Source organism: Polaribacter sp. NJDZ03 (genome assembly GCF_019263805.1).
Classification (GTDB): domain Bacteria; phylum Bacteroidota; class Bacteroidia; order Flavobacteriales; family Flavobacteriaceae; genus Polaribacter.
Genome location: NZ_CP079195.1, coordinates 1 through 22500 on the forward strand (window position 1 = coordinate 1; position 22500 = coordinate 22500).

General features: G+C 31.4%; 18 protein-coding genes, 2 tRNA genes and 2 rRNA genes (1 of these 22 only partly in view). 13 read left to right on the forward strand and 9 right to left on the reverse strand.

The genetic code is table 11. The features are described from left to right. The 3 genes from dnaA to KV700_RS00015 all read left to right on the forward strand — a co-directional run bounded on the left by dnaA (position 1) and on the right by KV700_RS00015 (position 2801). Entirely contained in the window at positions 1–1428 is a 1428-nt protein-coding gene (gene dnaA / locus KV700_RS00005; protein WP_218598641.1) for a chromosomal replication initiator protein DnaA, read from the forward strand. A gap of 96 nt (positions 1429–1524) precedes the next feature. Continuing rightward, entirely contained in the window at positions 1525–1977 is a 453-nt protein-coding gene (locus KV700_RS00010) for a low molecular weight protein-tyrosine-phosphatase (protein ID WP_166383180.1), read from the forward strand. A 119-nt stretch (positions 1978–2096) separates the two neighbouring features. Beyond that, positions 2097–2801, forward strand: a complete 705-nt coding sequence (locus tag KV700_RS00015; RefSeq protein WP_166383181.1) for an SAM-dependent methyltransferase — start codon at positions 2097–2099, stop codon at positions 2799–2801. Between the two features lie 198 nt (positions 2802–2999). On the opposite strand, the gene kbl is transcribed toward KV700_RS00015, so the two are convergent. Both kbl and KV700_RS00025 read right to left on the reverse strand, forming a co-directional pair. After that, entirely contained in the window at positions 3000–4187 is a 1188-nt protein-coding gene (gene kbl, locus KV700_RS00020; protein WP_166383183.1) for a glycine C-acetyltransferase, read from the reverse strand. A 4-nt stretch (positions 4188–4191) separates the two neighbouring features. Further along, positions 4192–5154, reverse strand: coding sequence for an NAD-dependent epimerase/dehydratase family protein (locus KV700_RS00025; protein ID WP_218598642.1), 963 nt, complete (start codon positions 5152–5154; stop codon positions 4192–4194). A 169-nt stretch (positions 5155–5323) separates the two neighbouring features. Here KV700_RS00025 and KV700_RS00030 point away from each other — a divergent pair, with 169 nt between their 5' ends. Next, positions 5324–5785 carry an Lrp/AsnC family transcriptional regulator gene (locus tag KV700_RS00030; RefSeq protein WP_166383187.1) on the forward strand — a complete coding sequence of 154 codons (462 nt, stop codon included), beginning with the start codon at positions 5324–5326 and terminating at the stop codon, positions 5783–5785. A gap of 42 nt (positions 5786–5827) precedes the next feature. Here KV700_RS00030 and KV700_RS00035 read toward each other — a convergent pair whose 3' ends face one another. From KV700_RS00035 to dapF, 6 genes are all read right to left on the reverse strand, one after another. Then, a complete protein-coding gene (locus KV700_RS00035; RefSeq protein WP_218598643.1) occupies positions 5828–6445 on the reverse strand; it encodes a peptidoglycan-binding protein LysM in 618 nt (205 codons plus the stop codon). 49 nt (positions 6446–6494) lie between these two features. Then, positions 6495–7394, reverse strand: a complete 900-nt coding sequence (locus KV700_RS00040) for a DUF2279 domain-containing protein (RefSeq protein WP_166383191.1) — start codon at positions 7392–7394, stop codon at positions 6495–6497. Between the two features lie 28 nt (positions 7395–7422). Beyond that, positions 7423–8451, reverse strand: coding sequence for an endolytic transglycosylase MltG (gene mltG, locus KV700_RS00045; protein WP_218598644.1), 1029 nt, complete (start codon positions 8449–8451; stop codon positions 7423–7425). Between the two features lie 28 nt (positions 8452–8479). Then, complete coding sequence (locus tag KV700_RS00050) at positions 8480–9001, reverse strand: GNAT family N-acetyltransferase (RefSeq protein ID WP_218598645.1); 522 nt, start codon at positions 8999–9001, stop codon at positions 8480–8482. Between the two features lie 124 nt (positions 9002–9125). After that, positions 9126–10415 carry a hypothetical protein gene (locus tag KV700_RS00055; protein ID WP_218598646.1) on the reverse strand — a complete coding sequence of 430 codons (1290 nt, stop codon included), beginning with the start codon at positions 10413–10415 and terminating at the stop codon, positions 9126–9128. A 58-nt stretch (positions 10416–10473) separates the two neighbouring features. Then, positions 10474–11244, reverse strand: a complete 771-nt coding sequence (gene dapF / locus KV700_RS00060; RefSeq protein ID WP_218598647.1) for a diaminopimelate epimerase — start codon at positions 11242–11244, stop codon at positions 10474–10476. Between the two features lie 130 nt (positions 11245–11374). Between dapF and KV700_RS00065 the strand changes: the two genes are divergently transcribed. Beyond that, positions 11375–12763, forward strand: a complete 1389-nt coding sequence (locus KV700_RS00065; protein WP_218598648.1) for a trypsin-like peptidase domain-containing protein — start codon at positions 11375–11377, stop codon at positions 12761–12763. Positions 12764–12895: 132 nt separating this feature from the next. Next, positions 12896–14338, forward strand: coding sequence for a glyceraldehyde-3-phosphate dehydrogenase (locus KV700_RS00070; RefSeq protein ID WP_218598649.1), 1443 nt, complete (start codon positions 12896–12898; stop codon positions 14336–14338). A 293-nt stretch (positions 14339–14631) separates the two neighbouring features. Here the strand turns inward: KV700_RS00070 and KV700_RS00075 are convergent, their stop codons facing one another. Further along, on the reverse strand, positions 14632–15294 hold the full coding sequence (locus tag KV700_RS00075) for a hypothetical protein (RefSeq protein WP_218598650.1): 663 nt from the start codon (positions 15292–15294) through the stop codon (positions 14632–14634). A 212-nt stretch (positions 15295–15506) separates the two neighbouring features. Here KV700_RS00075 and KV700_RS00080 point away from each other — a divergent pair, with 212 nt between their 5' ends. The 7 genes from KV700_RS00080 to KV700_RS00110 form a co-directional block, all read left to right on the forward strand. After that, a complete protein-coding gene (locus KV700_RS00080) occupies positions 15507–16022 on the forward strand; it encodes a hypothetical protein (protein WP_240915492.1) in 516 nt (171 codons plus the stop codon). Between the two features lie 14 nt (positions 16023–16036). After that, positions 16037–18034, forward strand: coding sequence for an NAD-dependent DNA ligase LigA (gene ligA / locus KV700_RS00085; protein WP_218598651.1), 1998 nt, complete (start codon positions 16037–16039; stop codon positions 18032–18034). A 91-nt stretch (positions 18035–18125) separates the two neighbouring features. Continuing rightward, the gene (locus KV700_RS00090) at positions 18126–18863 is read left to right on the forward strand and encodes a DUF4294 domain-containing protein (RefSeq protein ID WP_166383211.1); all 738 of its coding nucleotides are present in this window, start codon (positions 18126–18128) and stop codon (positions 18861–18863) included. Between the two features lie 1476 nt (positions 18864–20339). Beyond that, positions 20340–21857 (forward strand): 16S ribosomal RNA (locus tag KV700_RS00095). 85 nt (positions 21858–21942) lie between these two features. Next, positions 21943–22016, forward strand: a tRNA-Ile gene (locus tag KV700_RS00100). A gap of 82 nt (positions 22017–22098) precedes the next feature. After that, positions 22099–22172 (forward strand) — tRNA-Ala (locus KV700_RS00105). A 195-nt stretch (positions 22173–22367) separates the two neighbouring features. Continuing rightward, positions 22368–22500, forward strand: a 23S ribosomal RNA gene (locus tag KV700_RS00110); it runs 2751 nt beyond the window's last position. The 16S and 23S rRNA genes sit together here with 2 tRNA genes alongside, the layout of an rRNA operon.

Genomic DNA, 22500 nt, shown 5'->3' on the forward strand with positions numbered 1-22500 from the left:
ATGATTGTAAATGCTGACTCAGTTTGGGATGAATGTTTGTCTTTTATAAAAGATAACATAAAACCACAAGCATATAAAACTTGGTTCGAACCAATAAAACCGGTAAAACTTTCTGGTGAAGCGTTGACTATTCAGGTGCCTAGTAAATTTTTTTACGAGTGGCTAGAAGAGCACTATATTAAATTATTACGTGTTGCTTTAGTAAAACAATTAGGGAACGATGCTAAATTGATTTACGATGTAAAAATGGAAAACAATTATAGCAGTAATAGACCGCAAATTGTTAAAATTCCAAGTTCAAATAGAGATCCATTAAAACCACAAAGAGTAACAGTTCCTTTAGAGTCTAATAAAAGAGAATTAAGAAACCCTTTTGTAATTCCAGGATTGCAAAAAGTAAAAATAGAATCTCAATTAAACGCTAATTATAGTTTTGCAAACTTTATAGAAGGAGATTCTAATAGATTGGCACGTTCTGCGGGTATGGCAGTAGCAAATAAGCCAGGAGGAACCTCTTTTAATCCATTATTAGTTTATGGTGGTGTTGGGTTAGGTAAAACACATTTGGCGCACGCTATTGGTGTGGATATCAAGGATAAATATCCAGACAAGACTGTTTTATATATTTCTTCAGAAAAATTTACACAACAGTTTATAGATTCTGTAAAATCAAATACAAGAAATGATTTTATTCATTTCTATCAAATGATAGATGTGTTAATTATAGATGATGTACAATTCTTATCTGGTAAAGCCGGTACACAAGATGTATTCTTCCATATTTTTAACCATTTACATCAAAATGGAAAACAGGTAATTTTAACTTCGGATAAAGCCCCTGTAGACATGCAAGATATTGAACAACGCTTATTATCTCGTTTTAAATGGGGATTATCTGCGGAGTTACAAGCACCAGATTATGAAACTAGAATTTCTATTTTACAAAATAAATTGTACAGAGATGGTGTGGAAATGCCAGAAGATATTGTAGAATATATTGCTAAAAATATAAAATCGAACGTTAGAGAATTAGAAGGTGTTGTTATTTCTATGATTGCACAAGCTTCTTTTAATAGAAGAGAGTTTTCTGTAGAATTGGCAAAACAGATTGTAGATAAGTTTGTAAAAAACACCAAAAAAGAAGTTTCTATAGATTATATTCAGAAAGAAGTTTCTAAATATTTTGATATGGATGTGGCAACCTTACAATCTAAAACTCGTAAACGTCATATTGTACAAGCACGCCAGTTAGCTATGTTTTTTGCTAAAAGATTAACAAAGACTTCTTTGGCAAGTATTGGTAATCAAATAGGGCAAAGAGATCATGCAACGGTATTACATGCTTGTAAAACGGTAGATAATTTAACAGAAACCGATAAGCAGTTTAAAAAGTACGTAGACGATTTAACTAAAAAGTTGACTTTCTAAAAAGAAAACTTCAAAGAACTTATTCATATTATAATTTTACGCTCTTAAATTTTTTAAGAGCGTAATTGTTTCTTATTTTTATCAAAAATTATTTTTATGCATAAAGTATTGATGGTTTGTTTGGGAAATATATGTCGTTCTCCTTTAGCAGAAGGTATTTTACAATCTAAAGTAAATTTGAATACTGTTTTGGTAGATTCTGCAGGAACAGCTGCATATCATATAGGTAAACTTCCAGATGAGCGCTCTATAGAAGTTGCTAAAAAGTATGGAATTGACATTACTAAGCAAAGAGCAAGAAAATTTGTTGTAAAAGATTTTGATGAATTTGATATAATTTTTGCCATGGATGATAGTAATTATCAGAACATACTCTCATTAGCCAGAAATAATGCTGATGAGCAGAAGGTAAGAATGATTTTAAATGAAACACAACCTACTAAAAATTTAAGTGTTCCAGATCCATATTATGGAGGTAACGAAGGTTTTGAAAATGTGTATAAAATGTTAGATGATGCTTGTAATGCTATTGCAAGTAATTTGTCTTAAAGAAAAAGTCCATTTAATCAGCGAGAAATCTGTATAATAAATATCAAAAAAAATAAAAATATTATTTCTACGTTTTTAGTTTGTGTAAATTCGTGAAATACGTGTCTAAAATATATAAAATGATTGGTAAACTTTATTTAATCCCCACTACTTTAGGTGAAACTGAACCTCTAGAAGTAATGCCTTTATCAGTAAAAAAAGTAGTTGAACAGATTGATTACTATATTGTTGAAAATGAAAAATCAGCAAGAAGATTTATTAAGAAAATTTCGCCTAAAAAATCACAGCCTTCACTACAATTAATGTTGTTAGATAAATATGCGGAGGAAATAGAAACATCTAGATATTTAGATATTTGTAAAGAAGGAATTAATGTAGGTTTATTGTCTGAAGCAGGTGTGCCGGCAATTGCAGATCCGGGAGCAAGTATTGTTAAACTAGCGCACGAAAATAATATTAGAGTAATTCCTTTGGTTGGCCCATCGTCTATTATTATGGCAATGATGAGTTCTGGAATGAATGGACAGAATTTTGCTTTTAACGGGTATTTACCTATTGATAAATCTGATAGAAAAAAAACGATAAAAGAGTTAGAAAAAATTTCTCAAGATAAAAATCAGTCTCAAATTTTTATAGAGACACCTTATAGAAATGATAAAATGTTAGCAGATTTAAAAGCTGCTTTATCACCAACAACCAATTTATGTATTGCGGCAGATATTACCTTGCCATCAGAATATATTAAAACGATGATGATTAAAGATTGGAAACATCAACAACCAGATTTACATAAAAAACCAGCTATTTTTATTATACACAAATAATATAATGGAGTTAATTATTATAAATTACGTTTGGTGTAAGTTATAATTGATATTTATAGATTTATTTTAAAAAAAACACTTAAATATTGTTAAAATTTAAGTGTTTTTTTATGAAAAGAAAAAGGGAGATTATTTTTTTATGTCTACTTCGTTTAAATTTCTATATGATTGAAAATACTTATGTCATTTTTAGAATGATTAAATAACACTTAACTTTTTTCCAACTTTTACAAAAGCTTTAATTGCTTTTTGAATATTTTCTTTTGAATGTGCTGCAGACAATTGAACTCTAATTCTTGCCTTTCCTTTAGGTACAACCGGAAAGAAAAAACCAATAACATAAATGCCTTCATCTAGCAAGAGTTTTGCAAATTCTTGTGCAATTTTAGCATCATAAAGCATAATTGGTACAATTGGGTGGGTACCTTCTACAATGTTAAAACCAGCTGTTGTCATCTCAGATCTAAAATACATCGTGTTTTGCTCTAGCTTATCTCGTAAATCTGTAGATTTTGTTATTTTATCTAATACTTTTAATGTAGCACCAACAATTGCCGGAGCCAACGTATTTGAAAATAAATAAGGTCTAGAATTTTGTCTTAAAATATCAACTATTTCTTTTCTTGCAGCAGTAAAACCACCAGAAGCACCACCTAAAGCTTTTCCGTAAGTTCCTGTAATAATATCTACTCTATCCATTACGTTATGGTGTTCGTGTACACCTCTTCCGGTAGCACCAATGAAACCAGTAGAATGACACTCGTCAATCATTACTAAAGCATCATATTTGTCTGCTAAATCACAAATTTTATCTAATTGAGCAATGGTTCCATCCATAGAAAATGAACCATCTGTAACAATTAATCTACGTCTAGACGAGCTAGCTTGTTTTAATTGTTCTTCTAGATCTGCCATGTTGTTATGAGAATATCTAAATCTTTTTGCTTTACAAAGACGAATACCATCAATAATAGAAGCGTGGTTTAAAGCGTCAGAAATAACAGCATCTTCAGCAGAAAGTAAAGGTTCAAATAAGCCTCCATTAGCATCAAAAGCAGCAGCATATAAAATACAATCTTCCATTCCTAAAAAAGCGGCAGTTTTTTCTTCTAATTCTTTATGAATATCTTGTGTTCCACAAATAAATCGAACAGAAGAAAGACCAAAACCATGTGTTTTTATAGCATTTATTCCTGCTTCTAGTACGTCTGGATGTGATGCAAGTCCTAAATAATTATTGGCACAAAAATTAAGAACATTGTCTTGGTTAACTGTGCTAATATTTGCTCCTTGTTTAGAGGTCAATATACGTTCACTCTTAAAAAGACCATTAGATTTTATAGTTTCTAGTTCTTTTTTTAAATCGTTTTTTATAGTGCCGTACATTGTATTATGAATTTATAAGGTTATTATTATATTTAAGTTCTAAATTTTTTAACATTGTTTCTGTTAAAGTTTTTATATTAAACTTTGGTTTCCAGTCCCAGTCTTTTCTCGCTTGAGTATCATCTATACTCATTGGCCAAGAACTGGCAATTTCTTGTCTAAAATCTGGCTTGTAGTTTATTTTTAAACTAGAATATTTTTCTTTTATTGATGAAGCTAATTGATTAGGAGTAAAGCTTAAACCAGATATATTATAAGATGTTCTTACTGTAATTTTTTCTTTTGGAGCTTCCATTAATTCTAACGTGGCTCTTATAGCGTCATCCATGTAAATCATTGGTAGCATCGTTTCAGAGCTCAAAAAACACTCGAAATCTTCATTCTTAACAGCTTTATGAAAAATATCTACTGCATAGTCTGTTGTTCCGCCACCTGGCAAAGATTGATAACCAATAACACCAGGGTACCTTAATGAGCGTACATCTAAGTCGTATTTATCAAAATAATATTTCCCCCAATTTTCTCCAGCAGCTTTACTAATTCCGTATACTGTAGAAGGTGTTAAGTTAGAAGACTGTGGTGTATTAGAGCGTTCTATATTGTTACCAAAGACAGCAATAGAACTAGGGAAAAATACTTTACTTATTTTATGAATTCTAGATACTTCTAAAACATTAAATAAAGTTTTCATATTTATGTCCCAAGTACTTAATGGATGTTTTTCACCATTTGCAGACAAAATAGCTGCCAAATGGTATATTTGAGTAATCTTATATTTTAATACAGTTGCTTCTATTGCCTCAAAATCTGTAACATCTAGCGTATCAAATACACCATTAAATGTGGGATTTTCTCTTAGATCTGTTGCAATTATATTTTCAACACCATATTTTTTCTGTAATTTCTCTGCTAAAACAGTACCTAATTGACCACTAGATCCTGTTATTAAAATAATTTCTTTATCCATCTTTAATCCTATTTTAAAAGGATAAAATTAAATATTTGATTAATTATAAAGTTAATTTCACTTAGTTTAATTAAAAAATAAGTATTTTTATCTTTTATTAATTGTTATTTTTATATTAAATACTTTTACATGGATAGAAGTAACCCTTAATAAGTGATTTTATCTTTATATGGAAAAAATAGACGAGACAGATTTAAATATTTTAAGAATTCTTCAAGAAGATTCTAAAAAAACAACAAAAGAGGTGGCAGAGATGCTTAATCTAACGCCTTCTCCAGTATATGAGCGGATTAGGAGGTTAGAAAAACGTGGGTATATTAAAAAGTACGTTGCGCTTATAGATAAAAACCTTTTAAATATTCCTATTACAGCTATTTGCATGGTTTCATTAAGATACCATGATGAAGGTTTTATCGATAAATTTGAAAAGCAAATTAAAGGTTTAAAAGAAGTACAAGAATGTTACCATATGGCTGGTAAGGTAGATTTTTTTTTAAAAATTAATTTAGGAAGTCTAAATGAATATCATGAGTTTGTAAGACTAAAACTTTCTAAAATTGAGAATATTGGTGTTTTAGAAAGTTATTTTGTTTTAAAAGAAATAACCCGTACCACTGGGTATTGTATATGAAAAAATGTATTAATTTTTTTAATTTTGGTTGTACTATGTCAATTAACTATTAACAACTGTAGCATCTTGGTCTGCTATAATATTAGAAACATTATATCCACCAAATTTCCTTAAATAATTCTTTATAGAAGCTCCGTAAGCATCAGAAAATCCTTCTACGCCATTACTTCTTAAATATTTTTTTACATTTCCAGCACCACTTAAATGAGCTGCTGCTAATATACCAGATTCGGTAATTTTAGTGCCGTTTATGATTTTTCCTACAGAGCGTCTAATATCTTTTCTTAAAATCCATTTATTTACTTTACACAAAGCTTTAAATGCTTTTTCTTGTAATTCTGGATCTTTTAAAAACGCTGCTGTATTGTAAATTTCAAACCGATGTAAAGTAGTTCTACCAAATTGATATTTTCCTAAATAGCCTAATGTATTTACAACCGTATAACTTCCTTGAGATTCTTTAAAAGCTAATGCTTCTTTAAAGCCTACAAAGTCTTTTTGTAGATAGGGGATATTATAATCAATAAATTTGGGGAAAGTAACTTTGTTATGAGTACCTATTTTTTTATCAATAGAAATTGCGTTGATAAATCCTAAAAATACGATACTTAAAAATAAAAACTTTTTGATAAATTGAATATTTCTGTTTTGCGGGTGCAAATGTATAACACAAATTTAATTATACTGATAATCAATATGTTAAATTTTACTAAAAATATAGATAATGAAACGTTAAAGCTCCTTTGCTATTAATTTCAAGAGTAGGAGCAGGTATTTTTATGAAGTTTACAACAGAAAAGACAGATTTTAGGAATTCCGAATTTGTCTTTATTTTTGTTAAATCGAGATCTAAACTTAGGTAAAATTGTCTGTAAGGATCTTGCTGTACAGAGGTTACTCCGTTTGAATTTCCATAAAGCATGCCTTCGGCCCCATATCCTAAAGCTACATTTAACCATTTTGGAAACGAACTTTTCTTGTTAAAAGACCAAATATTGGTAGAAAGCCAATAAGTTTGGCCGTTATAATCTTTTAAAGCTTGTTGTAAATAGTTTTCACCTAAGGTATTTGGTCGTTGTTTTGCAAAACCTGTTTGATGAAAAGAGTATTTTACTGTAATTCGTTGCTCGTTCCAAAGTAATTCTTGTCCTACCAACAATCCTGTACCTGCTGCATTTGCAAGAATGTCTCCTGGTGATGCTCCCCATTCATCAGAAAAACCATCTAATACTTCTACAGCGGTTAAAAAAGCAAAACCAGAGGTTGCTCCGTAAATTAATTGATTTTTTTTAGAAACACCAGCCCAATCTAAAACTTCCATTCCTATTTTACCAATATAATAAGAAGTCATAAAATGCCCAAATTTATCCATTTGCTTCCAATCGCCATTATCATTTTTAAAATGAAAACCAGAACGCGGATAATCTTTGTACCAAAGTTGGTTTAAACCAATTAATGCTCCCCCAGTCATTACACTTTCTGTAATAATAATGGCATTTTTTCTTTTTGTGTTTAGGGTATCAGATTTTTTATAAAATGATGAGTTTTGTGCACACAAAGAAAACGAACAGATAATTAAAAGGTAAAAAGAAATGTTTTTTTTGTTCATCAAATTCAATTATTAAAAATGGTAATAACTATCTATTTATGCTTTGTTTATTCATCCATTGATGATATTTTGCCGCATTTCTATTGTGTTGAGAAAGTGTTTTTGCAAAAGCATGATACCCTAATTTTTCTACACTAGCACACATATAAAAATAGTCATGTTTTTCCGCATTTAGAACGCCGTCAATAGATGAAATATCTGGCATAGAAATTAACGTAGGTGGTAAGCCTTTAAATTTATAGGTGTTGTAAGGAGAGTTTATTTCTAAATCTGCGGTCAATACCCTTTTTACCACATAATCCTGACCTTTAAGTTCTTTAACACTATAGATTATTGTAGGATCTGCCTGCAAAGGCCATCCCTTTTTTAATCTATTTAAATACAAACCAGCAACAATTGGTCTTTCTATATTTTTAGCTGTTTCTTTTTGCACTATAGAGGCTAAAGTGATTACTTCTTCTTTTGTTAATTCTAAAGATTTTGCTTTTTGAAGTCTGCTTTTATTCCAAAAACGATTGTATTCTACAAAGATTTTGTCTCTAAAGTTTTCTGCAGAAACAGTCCAGTAAAACTGATAACTATTTGGAACAAAAATTTGCAATACAGATTTTTCTGTCAGGTTGTTTTTAGATAAGAAATTTATGTCTTTAAAAGCAGTTAGTAGGGTAATTGAATCTGCTTCTAATTGTTCTGCAATTCTACCTGCTAATTTTTCTAAAGTATCTTGGTTATTAAAAGACAATTTTACAGGTGTTTGGTTACCGCTTCTTAAAAGGTTTACCAACTCGTTGTTAGACATTCCTTCTTTTAGAATATATCTACCTGGTTTTGGTTTCGAAAGGTTTTTCTTAGCAGCTACTAGAAGAAAAGTATTTGTATTTGTAGAAAAGTCAGTAATTTTTTCTTTTACATCAATTAAGCTGTCAGAAGAGTAGATAAAAAGCTCTGTGTCTTTTGTGATCGATTTTCCAAATATTTTTTGATAATATTGATATCCTATAATTCCACCAATAAAAATAACGGTAGCAATAACTGCGTATATAAATTTTTTACCCAAAGTTTTTAATTTTTTTAGAATAGCGAAATTAGTCTTTTATCAACTGAAATAAAACTTCATCTTTAAATTTTCCTTCGGATAATATCCAATCTTTTTTTATACCTACTTTATTGAAGTTATGTTTCTTAAAAAGCGAGATACTTTTAGAATTATCAGTTATAATATTGGCATACAACTGATGCATATTTAAAGTAGAGAAAGCATATTGAATTAAAACAGAGAGTGCTTCGGATGCAAATCCTTGTTTTTGAAATTCTGGATGGATTAAAACACCAATTCCTGCTCTTTTATGCATCGGGTTATAATCGAATAAATCAATCATTCCTAGTTGTTTCTTTGTCTCAGTTTCTTCAATTAATAGACGTAGTTGTTTTGCTTCGTAAATATCTAAATGTGCGTTTTCTAAATACTGTCTTAGAATAAATTTAGAAAAAGGAGTTTGTGTGTGGCTAATTTCCCAAAAAGACTCGTTATTTTCTATTTGATATAGAAAGTCTAGGTCTTCGGGCTCTAAAGCACGTAATGTTATTTTTTTACCGTTTAAAGTCATATTTTTTCTAAAATTAGTTTTCTTGTTAGAAAATTTTATAAGCATTTAGATTATAGAATGCAAAATAAGTAAAATAATAATCTTATACAGCTTAGAGTTGCATAGAAAGAGCTTTAGTTTTTGATTAACAATCATGGTACTCTTTAGCAAAAACTACTTTTTTCCCTGTTACTTTCTCTATTTTCAAAGCGTATTTATCAAAGAAATTACAAGCTTCATAAAAAATAGAGTGGTTGTATTTTTTATTATCTGTTATTATTTCTAGGTAAGCACCACCATTTCCTTTTGCGGGTAAAATATTTTGAATACAGAATGAATTTATTTCAGTAATATCAAATAATTGAGCAAAGTTATTACTAGAAAATCCTATTTTTTTATTTTTATCATCAACCCAAATAATGGTTTTGTCTTTAAATTGAAGATTTATTTTTTTGGGTCTTATTTTTATCCTCTTATTTTTTCTGTAATCACCAGAAATGGTAATATTTCCGTTTAATAATAAGAAATCAGAAATAACCATCCGTTCTTCGTAACTTTCATTACGCAGTAATTCTGGGTATTCTCTTTTATTCTCTATAGATAAAGAAGTATAACCACCATTAAAATGCCAATCACCGTCATAGGTATAACAAATTGATAAGTGCATTCCTTTTAAATTGAAATTTATATTTTTTTGATCTGCTCTTTCATAACCGTTATTCATTTTGCTACTAGCTAAATCTTTGTTTAAAATTTTCTTTAGCTGTATATAACTTTCATCAGTTGCTATACTATTAAAACAATGTGTGTAAAAGTGTAGAACAGGAACATCAGTTCTATCGTTTTCAAAATAAGCACTAAAATCTTTTAAAAAAATATTTCCAATACGTACAGGAGCATTAAATTTTAGCAATTTTTGTCCGTAAGGTGATTTTTTAAATAAAGTATTTTTATTTTTTTCTAATTCCTCATACGAAGTATCCCAAGAAATGAATTGCTTGGGTTGAGACTGAACTTCAAATCCTAGGTTATAATCGGTATCATGATACTTTAGTGTTTCAAAATTAGGAGTATATTGTTTTCTCCAAATTTCTTTTTTTAAAACGGTTGTTTTTACAATGTTTTCAAAAAAAATAGAATCATTAAAATCAAACGTAGTAGATAACTCTTGGTACATTTTACTGAATCCGGTATAGTTAACGGGGATAAAATTTTGATGATAATCAAAAAGGAAAAGATAGGCTAATTGATTCCTTTTAATAGTGATATATGCATATTGTAAATCTTTTAAGTTTACAGTACAACTATGTATTCCTTTAGTATCTGTACAAATAATTTGATTGTTTTCAATTTTCACATTTCCTTCATTACTTTCTTTTGGAAATATTTCAGTTTGGTCTTTTTTTGTATTAAAAAGATTTTTTAAAATACTCATAATCTTTATTTGTAGTGAATGTCTGCGTCAAAAGAATACCATTTTTTGAGATAAAGATTTAAAAAGAAATTTCTCCTTTAAAAACAAAAGTAGCAGGTCCTTTTAAAAATACATTTGTGTAAATTCCATCCTTTTCAGAAAAAGAAACCTCTAAATTTCCACCTTCAACAGGTAAAGAAATTAAATTACTTGTTGTTTTTCCCGTTTTGTGCATGGCAATTGCAACTGCTGTTACTCCGGTTCCGCAAGCTAAAGTTTCATTTTCAACACCTTTTTCGTAGGTTCTTACTCTAAAAGTAGTCTCATTAATTTTCTGTGCAAAATTCACATTACTTCCGGGAGCATTATAAGAATATCTTATTTCTTTTCCTTTTTCAAAAACAGGAAAATTATCTAAATTATCTACCAATTCTACATGATGTTGTGTTCCTGTATATGCAAAAACAGAATTCTCTTTCACCGTAATTTCATCAACATCTATCATTTTTAAAGAAACAATCCCATTTTCAATGGTAGCTAAATGAGGACCATCAACAGCTATAAAACTTGTTTTTGAGTTGATGATTTCTAAATATTTTGCAAAAGCAACTGCACATCTGCCACCATTTCCGCAGAAAGTTTCACTTCCATCAGCATTAAAATAAATCATTCTAAAATCGAAATCGGTATCGTTTTCTATTATGATAACGCCATCTGCACCAACACCAAAATTTCTATCACAAAGTTTCGCTATCAGGGCAATGTTTTCTTTCGGAAAAGTTAGAGTTCTGTTATCTATCATAACAAAATCATTTCCGGTTCCTTGGTATTTATAAAAGTCTAAATTCATTGGCACAAATATAGGAATTTAAAGAATAAAAAAGCACTGTTAAAAAGCGGTTAAAGTCAGTTAAAATCAAGTTAAACAGATTTTTTGAAATTGTTATAATTGTATATTTGAGTAATAAAAATTTAAAATCATGAAAAAAATACTAAGTTTATTAGGAATGGCAGTTTTAGGAGGCGCTATCACTTTAGGCGGATATAAAATGCTATTTAATGAAAATGTGGTTATAGAAAGAAGCTTTTCTCACCCCATAAAAACGGTTACGGCAAACTATAACCCTGCATTAAACAATGCAAATGCAATAGCCAATTCTGTAGATTTTACGGTTGCTGCAGAAAATACCGTACATGCCGTGGTTCATGTTAAAAATACTGCGATTAGAACACAATCTAGCCCAATAGATCTATTCTTTGGTAATAGTAACGGAACCAGAAAATTTGAGCAAGTTGGTACGGGGAGTGGTGTAATTATTTCGCAAGACGGTTATATTGTATCTAATAATCATGTTATTGATGGAGCGTCTGATATAGAAATCACCTTAAATAATAGGAAAAAGTATAAAGCACAATTAATAGGTACGGATAAAGAGAATGACATTGCATTGTTAAAAATTGATGTTGATTTTGATTTACCTTATATTCCGTTTGCAAATTCAGACAATATAAAAATTGGAGAATGGGTTTTAGCAGTCGGTAATCCTTATAATTTAACATCTACCGTAACCGCAGGTATTGTGAGTGCAAAGGGTAGAGATCTAGAAGGAACTAGGTCTACAGATTCTTTTATTCAAACAGATGCAGCGGTAAATCCAGGAAATAGTGGAGGAGCTTTGGTAAATACACGTGGTGAGCTAGTTGGTATTAACACGGCAATTACGTCTAAAACAGGTTCTTTTATTGGGTATTCTTTTGCAGTTCCGTCTAATATAGCTAAAAAAGTTGTAGATGATTTATTAGAATTTGGTACTGTGCAAGAGGCTATTTTAGGAATCAACATAAACCAAGAAGATGGTGATATAGAAGGTGTTTTAATTGGCGGAGTTAGTGATGATGGAGGTGCCCAAAAAGGAGGCTTAAAAGCTGGTGATGTTATCAAAAAGGTAAATGATGTGAAAATCTCTAAATTTTCTGAGTTAAGAGGTCAATTAACAACAAAAAGACCAGGAGATTTAGTGAATATTACGATTGATAGAGATGGAGCAGAAATGACTAAGAGTATAAAATTAAGTAAAAAAGATGCTTATGTTTCTAGAAAATTAGGAGTAGTTTTAAAAGACGTTTCTAAAAAAGAAATTAAAAAATTCGATATTCCTGGAGGAGCTAGAATAATGACCAATCAGAATAAAAATCTTAATTATTATGGTGTAAAGGAAGGGTATATTATTACCAAAATTAATAAGAAACCAGTTTTAAATGCAAGTGAAGCAGTAAAAGAAATTGATGCGTCTTTTGGAGTTGGTAACCCAATTTACATAGAAGTTATAAATTTAGATGGAGAAAGAGAGCGTTATGCTTTTAGATAGTATCTAAATAATACAACCATTAAAATCCTGATAATTTATCAGGATTTTTTTATTTACGAAAACTTTACGAAATCGATTTCGTATTCAAAGAAAAAGAAATACTTTTGCCTGAAATTTATTTTAATTTTCAATATGTCAATAATTTTAGATTACGAAAAAGAGGTAATTACACAAGCTCAAAATAGAAGAGCAACAGTCGAGTTTATCACTATTGTAAATGATTTATGGTATGATAAATCTATTGAACTTGTGTTATTTAGAAACACTTTAATAGACAAAAGAGCAAGTGAAGTTTTAAATTTAATAAACTATGCTAAAGAATTTGTAAACAAACCAATTTCTATACAAGATGCCTTAGATATTGCAAAAGCAATTCAGCAAATAGACTTACCATCGTCTAAATTAGATATTGGTAAGCTTGCTTACGAGTGTTATTTAAGTCCTATAAAAGGAGCCGACAAAGTATCTTTTGTAAGGAACAAATTAAAAGGCGCTACAGAATCAGAGAACATTCAGCCTAAAGATGTTGTTTTATATGGTTTTGGTAGAATAGGTCGCTTATTAGCGAGAGAGCTTATGTCTAAAATGGGGAAAGGCTCACAATTAAGATTAAGAGCTATTGTTACTCGCGGCGAAATAAATAGAGAAGTTTTAGAAAAAAGAGCTTCTTTATTAAGTATAGATTCTGTGCACGGAGATTTTTTAGGAACTGTAGAAATAGATGTAGAGCACAATGCCCTAATTATAAACGGAACAACAGTTCATTTAATTTCAGCAAATAATCCAGAAGAAATCGATTATACAAAATACGGAATTAAAGATGCATTAATTATAGATAATACAGGTGCTTTTAGAGATAATGTTGCTCTGGCAAGACATTTAAAAGCAAAGGGCGCAAGCAAAGTTTTGTTAACAGCTCCAGGAAAAGGAATTCCTAATATTGTACATGGTGTAAATCACAAAAAATACAATCCAGATTTGGTAGACATTTTTTCTGCAGCATCATGTACAACCAACGCAATTACCCCAATTTTAAAAGTATTAGAAGATAATTTCGGAATTAAAAAAGGACATTTAGAAACCATACATGCATACACAAACGACCAAAATTTGGTAGACAATATGCATAGTAAAAATAGAAGAGGAAGAGCTGCCGCTTTAAATATGGTGATTACAGAAACGGGTGCTGGTGCAGCAGTTGCAAAGGCAATTCCTGCATTGGCAGGTAAATTAACATCTAATGCAATTAGAGTTCCAGTTCCTAATGGATCTTTGGCAATTCTTAATTTGCAGTTAAATACAATGGTTTCAACAGAACGTGTAAACTCAATTATAAAAAAATATGCCTTAGAAGGCGATTTGGTAGAACAAATTAAATATTCATTAGACAATGAGTTGGTGTCTTCAGATATTCTAGGGTCTACAGCGCCTTCAATTTTCGATAGTAAATCTACAATTACAGACAAGGAAACTATTGTAATTTATATTTGGTACGACAATGAATACGGATATTCACATCAAGTAATGCGTCTTGCAAAACACATTGCCAAAGTAAGAAGGTATACCTATTATTAAAAGTCTCTTAGTGCAAGTTCATTCAATAAAAATTGAATGTAAAAGTCCGGAACATTTTTTGTTTCGGACTTTGTTTTTTAGAAGCTATTTCCTGCTTTCACTACTCGCTTTTATTGCCAAAAAAAAAATGGCAATAAAGAGCTCAAACAGACCGTTCAATCAGGGCTAAACTTGTTTGGCAGCTTTTGTAATTATTTTAGAGAATATTTTCTAATTACTTAAGTTTTTAAGTTGTAATAAAATTTAACTTTACTTATTTTAGAAAATAAAAAATTCAATCATAACAGTCTTATTTATTCTTCTTCAAAGAAATCAATAACAGCTTCAAACTCTTCATTTAAAAACTCTTCTTTACTCATAAAATATTCAGAGGTTGTCATTCTGTAGCCTGTTTCATTTTTTTCTAAATACCAAATAATATCATTCGCTTCCACAAAAGCTTCTTCAGCATTTAATTGATCTGCAAATAATCGTTTAATCACATTATGGCTATCTAAGTTTTGAGCAAAACATTTTAAGGCAATTTCTTTCGTAATATTTGTTTCAGCATTTCTAGCTGGAGTAATTTCAAAATCTACAACAGTCGCTTTTGTATTAGGGAATTTACCATTAAAAGCTTTGTATAAAAGTTGATTGATAATAAATAACGTTTTATGTAATTCAATTTTTGGGTATTCTTCAGAAATTTTATCTACTAACATTTCATAAGAAAGAGAATCTATTTGTCCTTCATTTAAAACTTCAGATAATTTATAATCTAATACAATGGCAGCTGCTTCATTAGGTTCTTTATCAGATATTGCCATAAAAAGTAAATCTCTTAATTCTTTTATATCATTTACTTCGTTATTGGCAAAATCAAAACGTACCAAAAGTTCTTTGTAATCTTCAATGCTCCAGGCATTTTCAAGATCATCAACTGTAGAAATTTTCTTTATTTTAATAGCGTATTTCATTTTTTACTTCATTTTTGAATGTCCATGTAAATTACATATTATTCAAATTAATAACAAGTTATTTAGTAGTATTATTGTTTTTTTAACAGAAAACAGTTGTCTTTTTTTAGTTATAAAAAGCTTATTATTTTAGACTGTTTTTTTGATTAAACAAACTTTTGTAGCCAACCCTCTTTTTACTATTTTTACACATCTTAATAATCCATTTTTATATGAAATCTCATCAAGATTTACCCTATTTTCAAATACCAGAACCTTCAACAGAATTTACTGCGGGTTCAACAACTAGTAGAATGATAGATGGTTTAGGGTTTAGATATTATTGGGCAACAGATGGTTTAGTAGAAAAAGATTTAACTTTTAAGCCAAATTTAGAAGCAAGAACAACAGAAGAAACGATAGATCATATTTATAATTTATCAATAAGAATTTTATATGCTACTTTAAAAAAGGTAAATGGAGGTGAGCAACCTGAGCTCACATTTGTAGAAAAAAGGAAAAAAACACTAGAAAACTTATTACAAGCAAGTACAATTCTTAGAGAAAGTAAAGATGTTTCTGATTATAAAATTTTATTTCCAGATAAAGAGTTTTCTTTTTGGTGTGTAATAAACGGACCAATTGCAGATGCAATTTGGCATGTTGGACAAATAGTTTCGTTTAGGCGCTCTACTGGTAACCCTTTTTCAAACAGAGTAAGTGTATTAACAGGAAAACAACAAGATTAATTTTTTATTTAAGAATGACAATTCAACAAAAAATAGTAGCACTTCGTGATGAATTAAATACACATAATTACAATTATTATGGGTTAGATAACGCATCAATTTCAGATTACGAGTTCGATATAAAATTAAAAGAATTAGAAAAGTTAGAAGCGGAAAACCCTGAGTTTTTTGATCCAAATTCTCCAACGCAAAGAGTAGGAGGTACGGTAACAAAAAACTTTAATACGGTTGTTCATAAAAATAGAATGTATTCTTTAAGCAACTCCTATTCTAAAGAAGATTTATTAGATTGGGAAGAAAGAGTGCAAAAAGTTTTAGGAACAACAGATGTAGAATATACATGTGAGTTAAAATTTGATGGGGCTTCCATCAATTTAACTTATGAAAATGGTCAGTTTGTTAAAGCGGTAACACGTGGCGACGGTTTTCAGGGAGATGAAGTAACCCCTAATATAAAAACAATTCGTTCTATTCCTTTAAGTATAAAAGAAGACTTCGTTTCCAATTTCGAAATGCGAGGAGAAATCATTTTACCTATTGAAGGTTTTAATAAAATGAATGAAGAGCGTGTAGAAAACGGAGAAGAAGAATATAGAAATCCAAGAAATACCGCAAGCGGAAGCTTAAAATTGCAAGACAGTACAGAAGTTGCAAAAAGACCTTTAGATTGTTTGTTATATCAAGTGGTAACGGAAGAACGTAAATATAAAACCCATTTTGAGAGTTTAGAAAACGCTAGAAAAGTTGGTTTTAAAGTTCCAGAAACCATCACTTTGGTAAAATCTATTGATGAAGTTTTCGATTTCATCACCAATTGGGATACAAAACGACACAGTTTACCTTACGAAACTGACGGAATTGTAGTTAAAGTAAATAATTTATATCAACAAGAAGAATTAGGGTACACAGCAAAAGCACCAAGATGGGCAATTGCGTATAAGTTTAAAGCCGAACAAGTTTCAACGGTTTTAAAAGAAATTACGTATCAGGTTGGTAGAACCGGCGCAATAACTCCGGTCGCAAATTTAGAACCTGTGCAATTAGCTGGTACAACAGTAAAAAGAGCCTCATTACACAATGCAGATCAAATTTCAAAATTAGATATTAGAGTAGGAGATACTGTTTTTGTGGAAAAAGGAGGAGAAATTATTCCTAAGATTATTGCAGTAGATTTTACAAAACGACCACAAGATTCTGAACATACAATTTACGCAACCAATTGTCCGGTGTGTAATACAGAATTGATAAGAACAGAAGGAGATGCAAAGCATTATTGTCCAAACGAGTTTGGATGTGCTCCTCAAATTACAGGAAGAATTCAGCATTTTATTTCTAGAAAAGCCATGGATATTGATGGTCTAGGAGGTGAAACGGTAGATTTATTACGAAAAGAAGGACTTGTTAAAAGTTATGCTGATTTATATGATCTAACAGTAGATCAGGTTATTCCGTTAGAAAGAATGGCAGAGAAATCTGCTCAGAATATGATTGACGGAATTATCAAATCGAAAGAAATTCCATTCGAAAAAGTATTATTTGCACTCGGAATTCGTTTTGTAGGAGAAACGGTAGCTAAAAAATTAGCAAAACATTTTAAATCAATAGACAATTTAATGTCTGCAGATTTAGAAACGTTAATAAGCGTAGACGAAATAGGAGAGAGAATAGCGCAAAGCATTATTGAATTTTCTACGAACCAAGAAAATATCGATTTAATAAATCGTTTAAAAATATCCGGAGTTCAATTAGAAGTTTCTGCTGAAAGTTTAGAAAATCAAACAGATAAATTAGCCGGACAAATATTTGTAGTGTCTGGTGTTTTTTATCAAATGAGTAGAAATGAATTAAAGAAAGCTATTGAAGACAATGGCGGAAAAGTAAGTTCATCAATCTCTAAAAAAACAAATTTTATTGTTGCTGGCGATAATATGGGGCCATCTAAACTTACAAAAGCACAAGATTTAGGAGTAGAAATTATTTCTGAGCAAGATTTTATAAATAAGATTAGTTAAAAACATAACTTTGGACTCTAATTTGCAGTAAATAATAGAAACAGGTGATACTATATTTTTAACTTAGGCAGCCGGAGATATAATAAAAAAATTGAAAAAACTTCTTTACACATATATAATATTAATTTCTGCAATTTCATTTTCTCAAACACAAGAAAAAGATTCGTTACCTATTAATCTAGACGATTATGTTTTTGTAAAGCCAGGAGATACGTTGGTGGTAAATCTCAATGAATTCTCCTTGTTGCCAAAACATAAATTCAAATCTAGAGATGATATTCGGTATTATCTATGGTTTCGTAGAAAAGTATTTAGAGCCTACCCTTATGCACAACTTGCTTCAGAAAGGTTAGATTCCTTAAATGTAAGATTAGAAAAAATTGAATCAAAAAGTAAGAGACGAAAGTACACAAGAATGATTCAAAAATATATAGAAGGCGAGTTTACAGATCAAATTAAAAAGATGACTACCACAGAAGGTAGAATTCTCATAAAGTTGATCCACCGTCAAACAGGTGAAACAGCATTCGGTAATATAAAAGAATTAAGAAGCGGTTGGAAAGCCTTTTGGTACAATACAACGGCAAATGTTTTTAAACTTTCATTAAAAACAGAATACCATCCAGAAACAGAAAATGAAGATTATCTAATAGAAGATATCTTGCAACGCGCATTTCAAGATGGTAAGCTTAAGCCTCAACAGTCAAAACTCAATTTCGATTTCGCTAAAATAATCATAGAAAGAAAGTCGGAAATTAATATAGAAGAATACAAACTGTTTTTTGCTAAAATGCGTAAAAAAGGAAAAATTAGAAAATCAAAGGATTAATATTTATTTTTGGGTGTTCCCTTTTTTTTAGTCTAATATATAAAGGTGTCGTTTTTTATTTAATTCCTAGTAACAGTTTAAATAAGCTATTGTAAAAAAAAAAGGTCGGGCTTTCCACTATATCTTTTTGCGAAAAGCAAAAAGGATGCCGTTTCTATCCCTAACACTGCTAACTTGCCAAATGAAGTTCTCTTTTCAGATTTCTTTCCAATATAAACACTAGCTTAATACTTAAGAAAAAATATACCTTCTTTCCTTAATATTTAAGACAACATTGTTGTTCAGACCTCACAGGTTTGTTAAAACCTGTGAGGTCTTAGAGTTCTAATAATTAAAAAATAAGTTATTTATGTTTTAAAGCTATTTATTTTTAGAACTTAGTATACTATTCCCCTCCAAACTAATACACCTTACTTCATCGGTTTTTTAGAGTAGTAATTTAATAATAATCCTTTTTTTACCATTTGTAAAGTACCCAATTGGTCAAATTCATACCATTTTATAAATATGCACCTATATATAATAGCTTATATTATTCCGGTTTTAAATAATTACTATGGAGAAATTTTCATTTCAAATACCTCCATAGTTGTTAGTCCAAGTACTTTTTTACAAAAAGAATCACAAAAAGAATAAGTTTAGCACCTAAAAAAGTGTTTTCTTCAACCAATAAAACGTATTTCAACCGCACTATTTCTAAGAATCATCCAGATTTCTTCAAATACCAAAGAACAAAAAGACTTAAATAGAACCTCGAGACATCTTATGTTTTCTATATTCCTATGTGTTAAAAACAAGTATCCACCTCCAAAACCACTACAATCACTCAACCCTCAAAATAACATCAAAAAAACTCCCCTCATAAACTACTAAAAACAAGCTTATTAAAACCCATTGTAAAATTAAATTAAAATAAAGCTAAAAAAATAGTTGTCAGGTTAAAAATGAGTTGTAAGTTTGCAGCCGCTAACGGTAATATCACACAGTTAGCCACGTTCATTGAGGAGTTGTAAGTAAGGTGAAGATTAGTTGTTTATCTAAATAAAATATCAAAATTTTATTAAAAATAAATTTCAATATTCCTTAGGTTTCTAATTAAAAAGAGTTGTATGTTTGCAGTCCGAAATTTTCGGCAAAAACGTTCAGAGATTTTTAGTTTTAAAGCAAATAAAGAAATAAAAAAAGTTTAATTTTTTATTGTCAGATTAGAAATAGTTTGTATGTTTGCAGCCGCTAAGAGTTACAGCGAAAAAGATCAAAGAAAATTTGGAATGATTATTAAAAAAGTCAGTTAGTTCGATTCTAACCTTTCTACAAAGTTTTAACCAATAAACAACTTTAAGTTGTTAATTAAGATTGAAACAAAGTTCATTGAAAATATTGAAATTGACAGCGTAATTAAAGAGTAGAATAACCATGTTTAGATTTATTTAAACAAATTCTTTTGAAACTTATTCATTAAAATATTTAAAATATACAATGAAGAGTTTGATCCTGGCTCAGGATGAACGCTAGCGGCAGGCTTAACACATGCAAGTCGAGGGGTAACATTGTGCTTGCACAGATGACGACCGGCGCACGGGTGCGTAACGCGTATAGAACCTACCTTTTACTGGAGAATAGCCTTTAGAAATGAAGATTAATGCTCCATAGTATTGAGACTCGGCATCGAGTTTTAATTAAAGATTTATTGGTAAAAGATGGCTATGCGTCCTATTAGTTAGATGGTAAGGTAACGGCTTACCATGACTTTGATAGGTAGGGGTCCTGAGAGGGAGATCCCCCACACTGGTACTGAGACACGGACCAGACTCCTACGGGAGGCAGCAGTGAGGAATATTGGGCAATGGAGGCAACTCTGACCCAGCCATGCCGCGTGAAGGATGACTGCCCTATGGGTTGTAAACTTCTTTTATACAGGAAGAAACACTGGTATGTATACCAGCTTGACGGTACTGTAAGAATAAGGACCGGCTAACTCCGTGCCAGCAGCCGCGGTAATACGGAGGGTCCGAGCGTTATCCGGAATCATTGGGTTTAAAGGGTCCGCAGGCGGTCAATTAAGTCAGAGGTGAAATCCCATAGCTCAACTATGGAACTGCCTTTGATACTGGTTGACTTGAGTCATATGGAAGTAGATAGAATGTGTAGTGTAGCGGTGAAATGCATAGATATTACACAGAATACCGATTGCGAAGGCAGTCTACTACGTATGTACTGACGCTGAGGGACGAAAGCGTGGGGAGCGAACAGGATTAGATACCCTGGTAGTCCACGCCGTAAACGATGGATACTAGTTGTTGGGTGTATGCTCAGTGACTAAGCGAAAGTGATAAGTATCCCACCTGGGGAGTACGGTCGCAAGACTGAAACTCAAAGGAATTGACGGGGGCCCGCACAAGCGGTGGAGCATGTGGTTTAATTCGATGATACGCGAGGAACCTTACCAGGGCTTAAATGTAGTCTGACAGCTTTAGAGATAGAGTTTTCTTCGGACAGATTACAAGGTGCTGCATGGTTGTCGTCAGCTCGTGCCGTGAGGTGTCAGGTTAAGTCCTATAACGAGCGCAACCCCTGTCGTTAGTTGCCAGCATGTTATGATGGGGACTCTAACGAGACTGCCTACGCAAGTAGTGAGGAAGGTGGGGATGACGTCAAATCATCACGGCCCTTACGTCCTGGGCCACACACGTGCTACAATGGTATGGACAATGAGCAGCCATCTGGCAACAGAGAGCGAATCTATAAACCATATCACAGTTCGGATCGGAGTCTGCAACTCGACTCCGTGAAGCTGGAATCGCTAGTAATCGGATATCAGCCATGATCCGGTGAATACGTTCCCGGGCCTTGTACACACCGCCCGTCAAGCCATGGAAGCTGGGAGTGCCTGAAGTCGGTCACCGTGAGGAGCCGCCTAGGGTAAAACTGGTAACTAGGGCTAAGTCGTAACAAGGTAGCCGTACCGGAAGGTGCGGCTGGAACACCTCCTTTCTAGAGAAAGATGGTGAGTTACAAAAAAAAGGTCATTTTTACTCTTTGCTGTTAATTTTAAAATAAAAAGTATTTAAGCTATTATAGTCTCGTAGCTCAGCTGGTTAGAGCGCTACACTGATAATGTAGAGGTCGGCAGTTCGAGTCTGCCCGGGACTACAAATAACTAAAGTACTAAGGAAATTCTGGAAGTAAGAGGATTCTACATTCATAATTTAGAATTTATTCTGAATTTCATAATGGGGGATTAGCTCAGCTGGCTAGAGCGCTTGCCTTGCACGCAAGAGGTCATCGGTTCGACTCCGATATTCTCCACAACGGCTTAATGTTGTTGCTGATTTAATTATCAGTGGCGATTCGCCTCAAGTTCATTGACATATTGGTAAAATGATATCGTAAGAATCAAATAGATAGAGAACAATTAGAATATTTATATTCTAATTAAATAATTTTTTTATAAAAATATAAAAGAGTTCATTATAGTGTGGTAACACACTGTAGCAAAAAGTACAATAAGTTAAGTAAGGGCGTATGGCGGATGCCTAGGCTCTCAGAGACGACGAAGGACGTGATAAGCTGCGATAAGCTACGGGGAGGGGCACATACCTTTTAATCCGTAGATTTCCGAATGGGGCAACCCGGC

Excerpts from the sequence above, each read along its gene's own strand:
- dnaA (WP_218598641.1), top strand. The coding sequence starts at position 1 with ATGATTGTAAATGCTGACTCAGTTTGGGATGAATGTTTGTCTTTTATA.
- KV700_RS00010 (WP_166383180.1), top strand. The coding sequence starts at position 1,525 with ATGCATAAAGTATTGATGGTTTGTTTGGGAAATATATGTCGTTCTCCT.
- KV700_RS00015 (WP_166383181.1), top strand. The coding sequence starts at position 2,097 with ATGATTGGTAAACTTTATTTAATCCCCACTACTTTAGGTGAAACTGAA.
- kbl (WP_166383183.1), bottom strand. The coding sequence starts at position 4,187 with ATGTACGGCACTATAAAAAACGATTTAAAAAAAGAACTAGAAACTATA.
- KV700_RS00025 (WP_218598642.1), bottom strand. The coding sequence starts at position 5,154 with ATGGATAAAGAAATTATTTTAATAACAGGATCTAGTGGTCAATTAGGT.
- KV700_RS00030 (WP_166383187.1), top strand. The coding sequence starts at position 5,324 with ATGGAAAAAATAGACGAGACAGATTTAAATATTTTAAGAATTCTTCAA.
- KV700_RS00040 (WP_166383191.1), bottom strand. The coding sequence starts at position 7,394 with ATGAACAAAAAAAACATTTCTTTTTACCTTTTAATTATCTGTTCGTTT.
- KV700_RS00050 (WP_218598645.1), bottom strand. The coding sequence starts at position 9,001 with ATGACTTTAAACGGTAAAAAAATAACATTACGTGCTTTAGAGCCCGAA.
- KV700_RS00055 (WP_218598646.1), bottom strand. The coding sequence starts at position 10,415 with ATGAGTATTTTAAAAAATCTTTTTAATACAAAAAAAGACCAAACTGAA.
- dapF (WP_218598647.1), bottom strand. The coding sequence starts at position 11,244 with ATGAATTTAGACTTTTATAAATACCAAGGAACCGGAAATGATTTTGTT.
- KV700_RS00065 (WP_218598648.1), top strand. The coding sequence starts at position 11,375 with ATGAAAAAAATACTAAGTTTATTAGGAATGGCAGTTTTAGGAGGCGCT.
- KV700_RS00070 (WP_218598649.1), top strand. The coding sequence starts at position 12,896 with ATGTCAATAATTTTAGATTACGAAAAAGAGGTAATTACACAAGCTCAA.
- KV700_RS00075 (WP_218598650.1), bottom strand. The coding sequence starts at position 15,294 with ATGAAATACGCTATTAAAATAAAGAAAATTTCTACAGTTGATGATCTT.
- KV700_RS00080 (WP_240915492.1), top strand. The coding sequence starts at position 15,507 with ATGAAATCTCATCAAGATTTACCCTATTTTCAAATACCAGAACCTTCA.
- ligA (WP_218598651.1), top strand. The coding sequence starts at position 16,037 with ATGACAATTCAACAAAAAATAGTAGCACTTCGTGATGAATTAAATACA.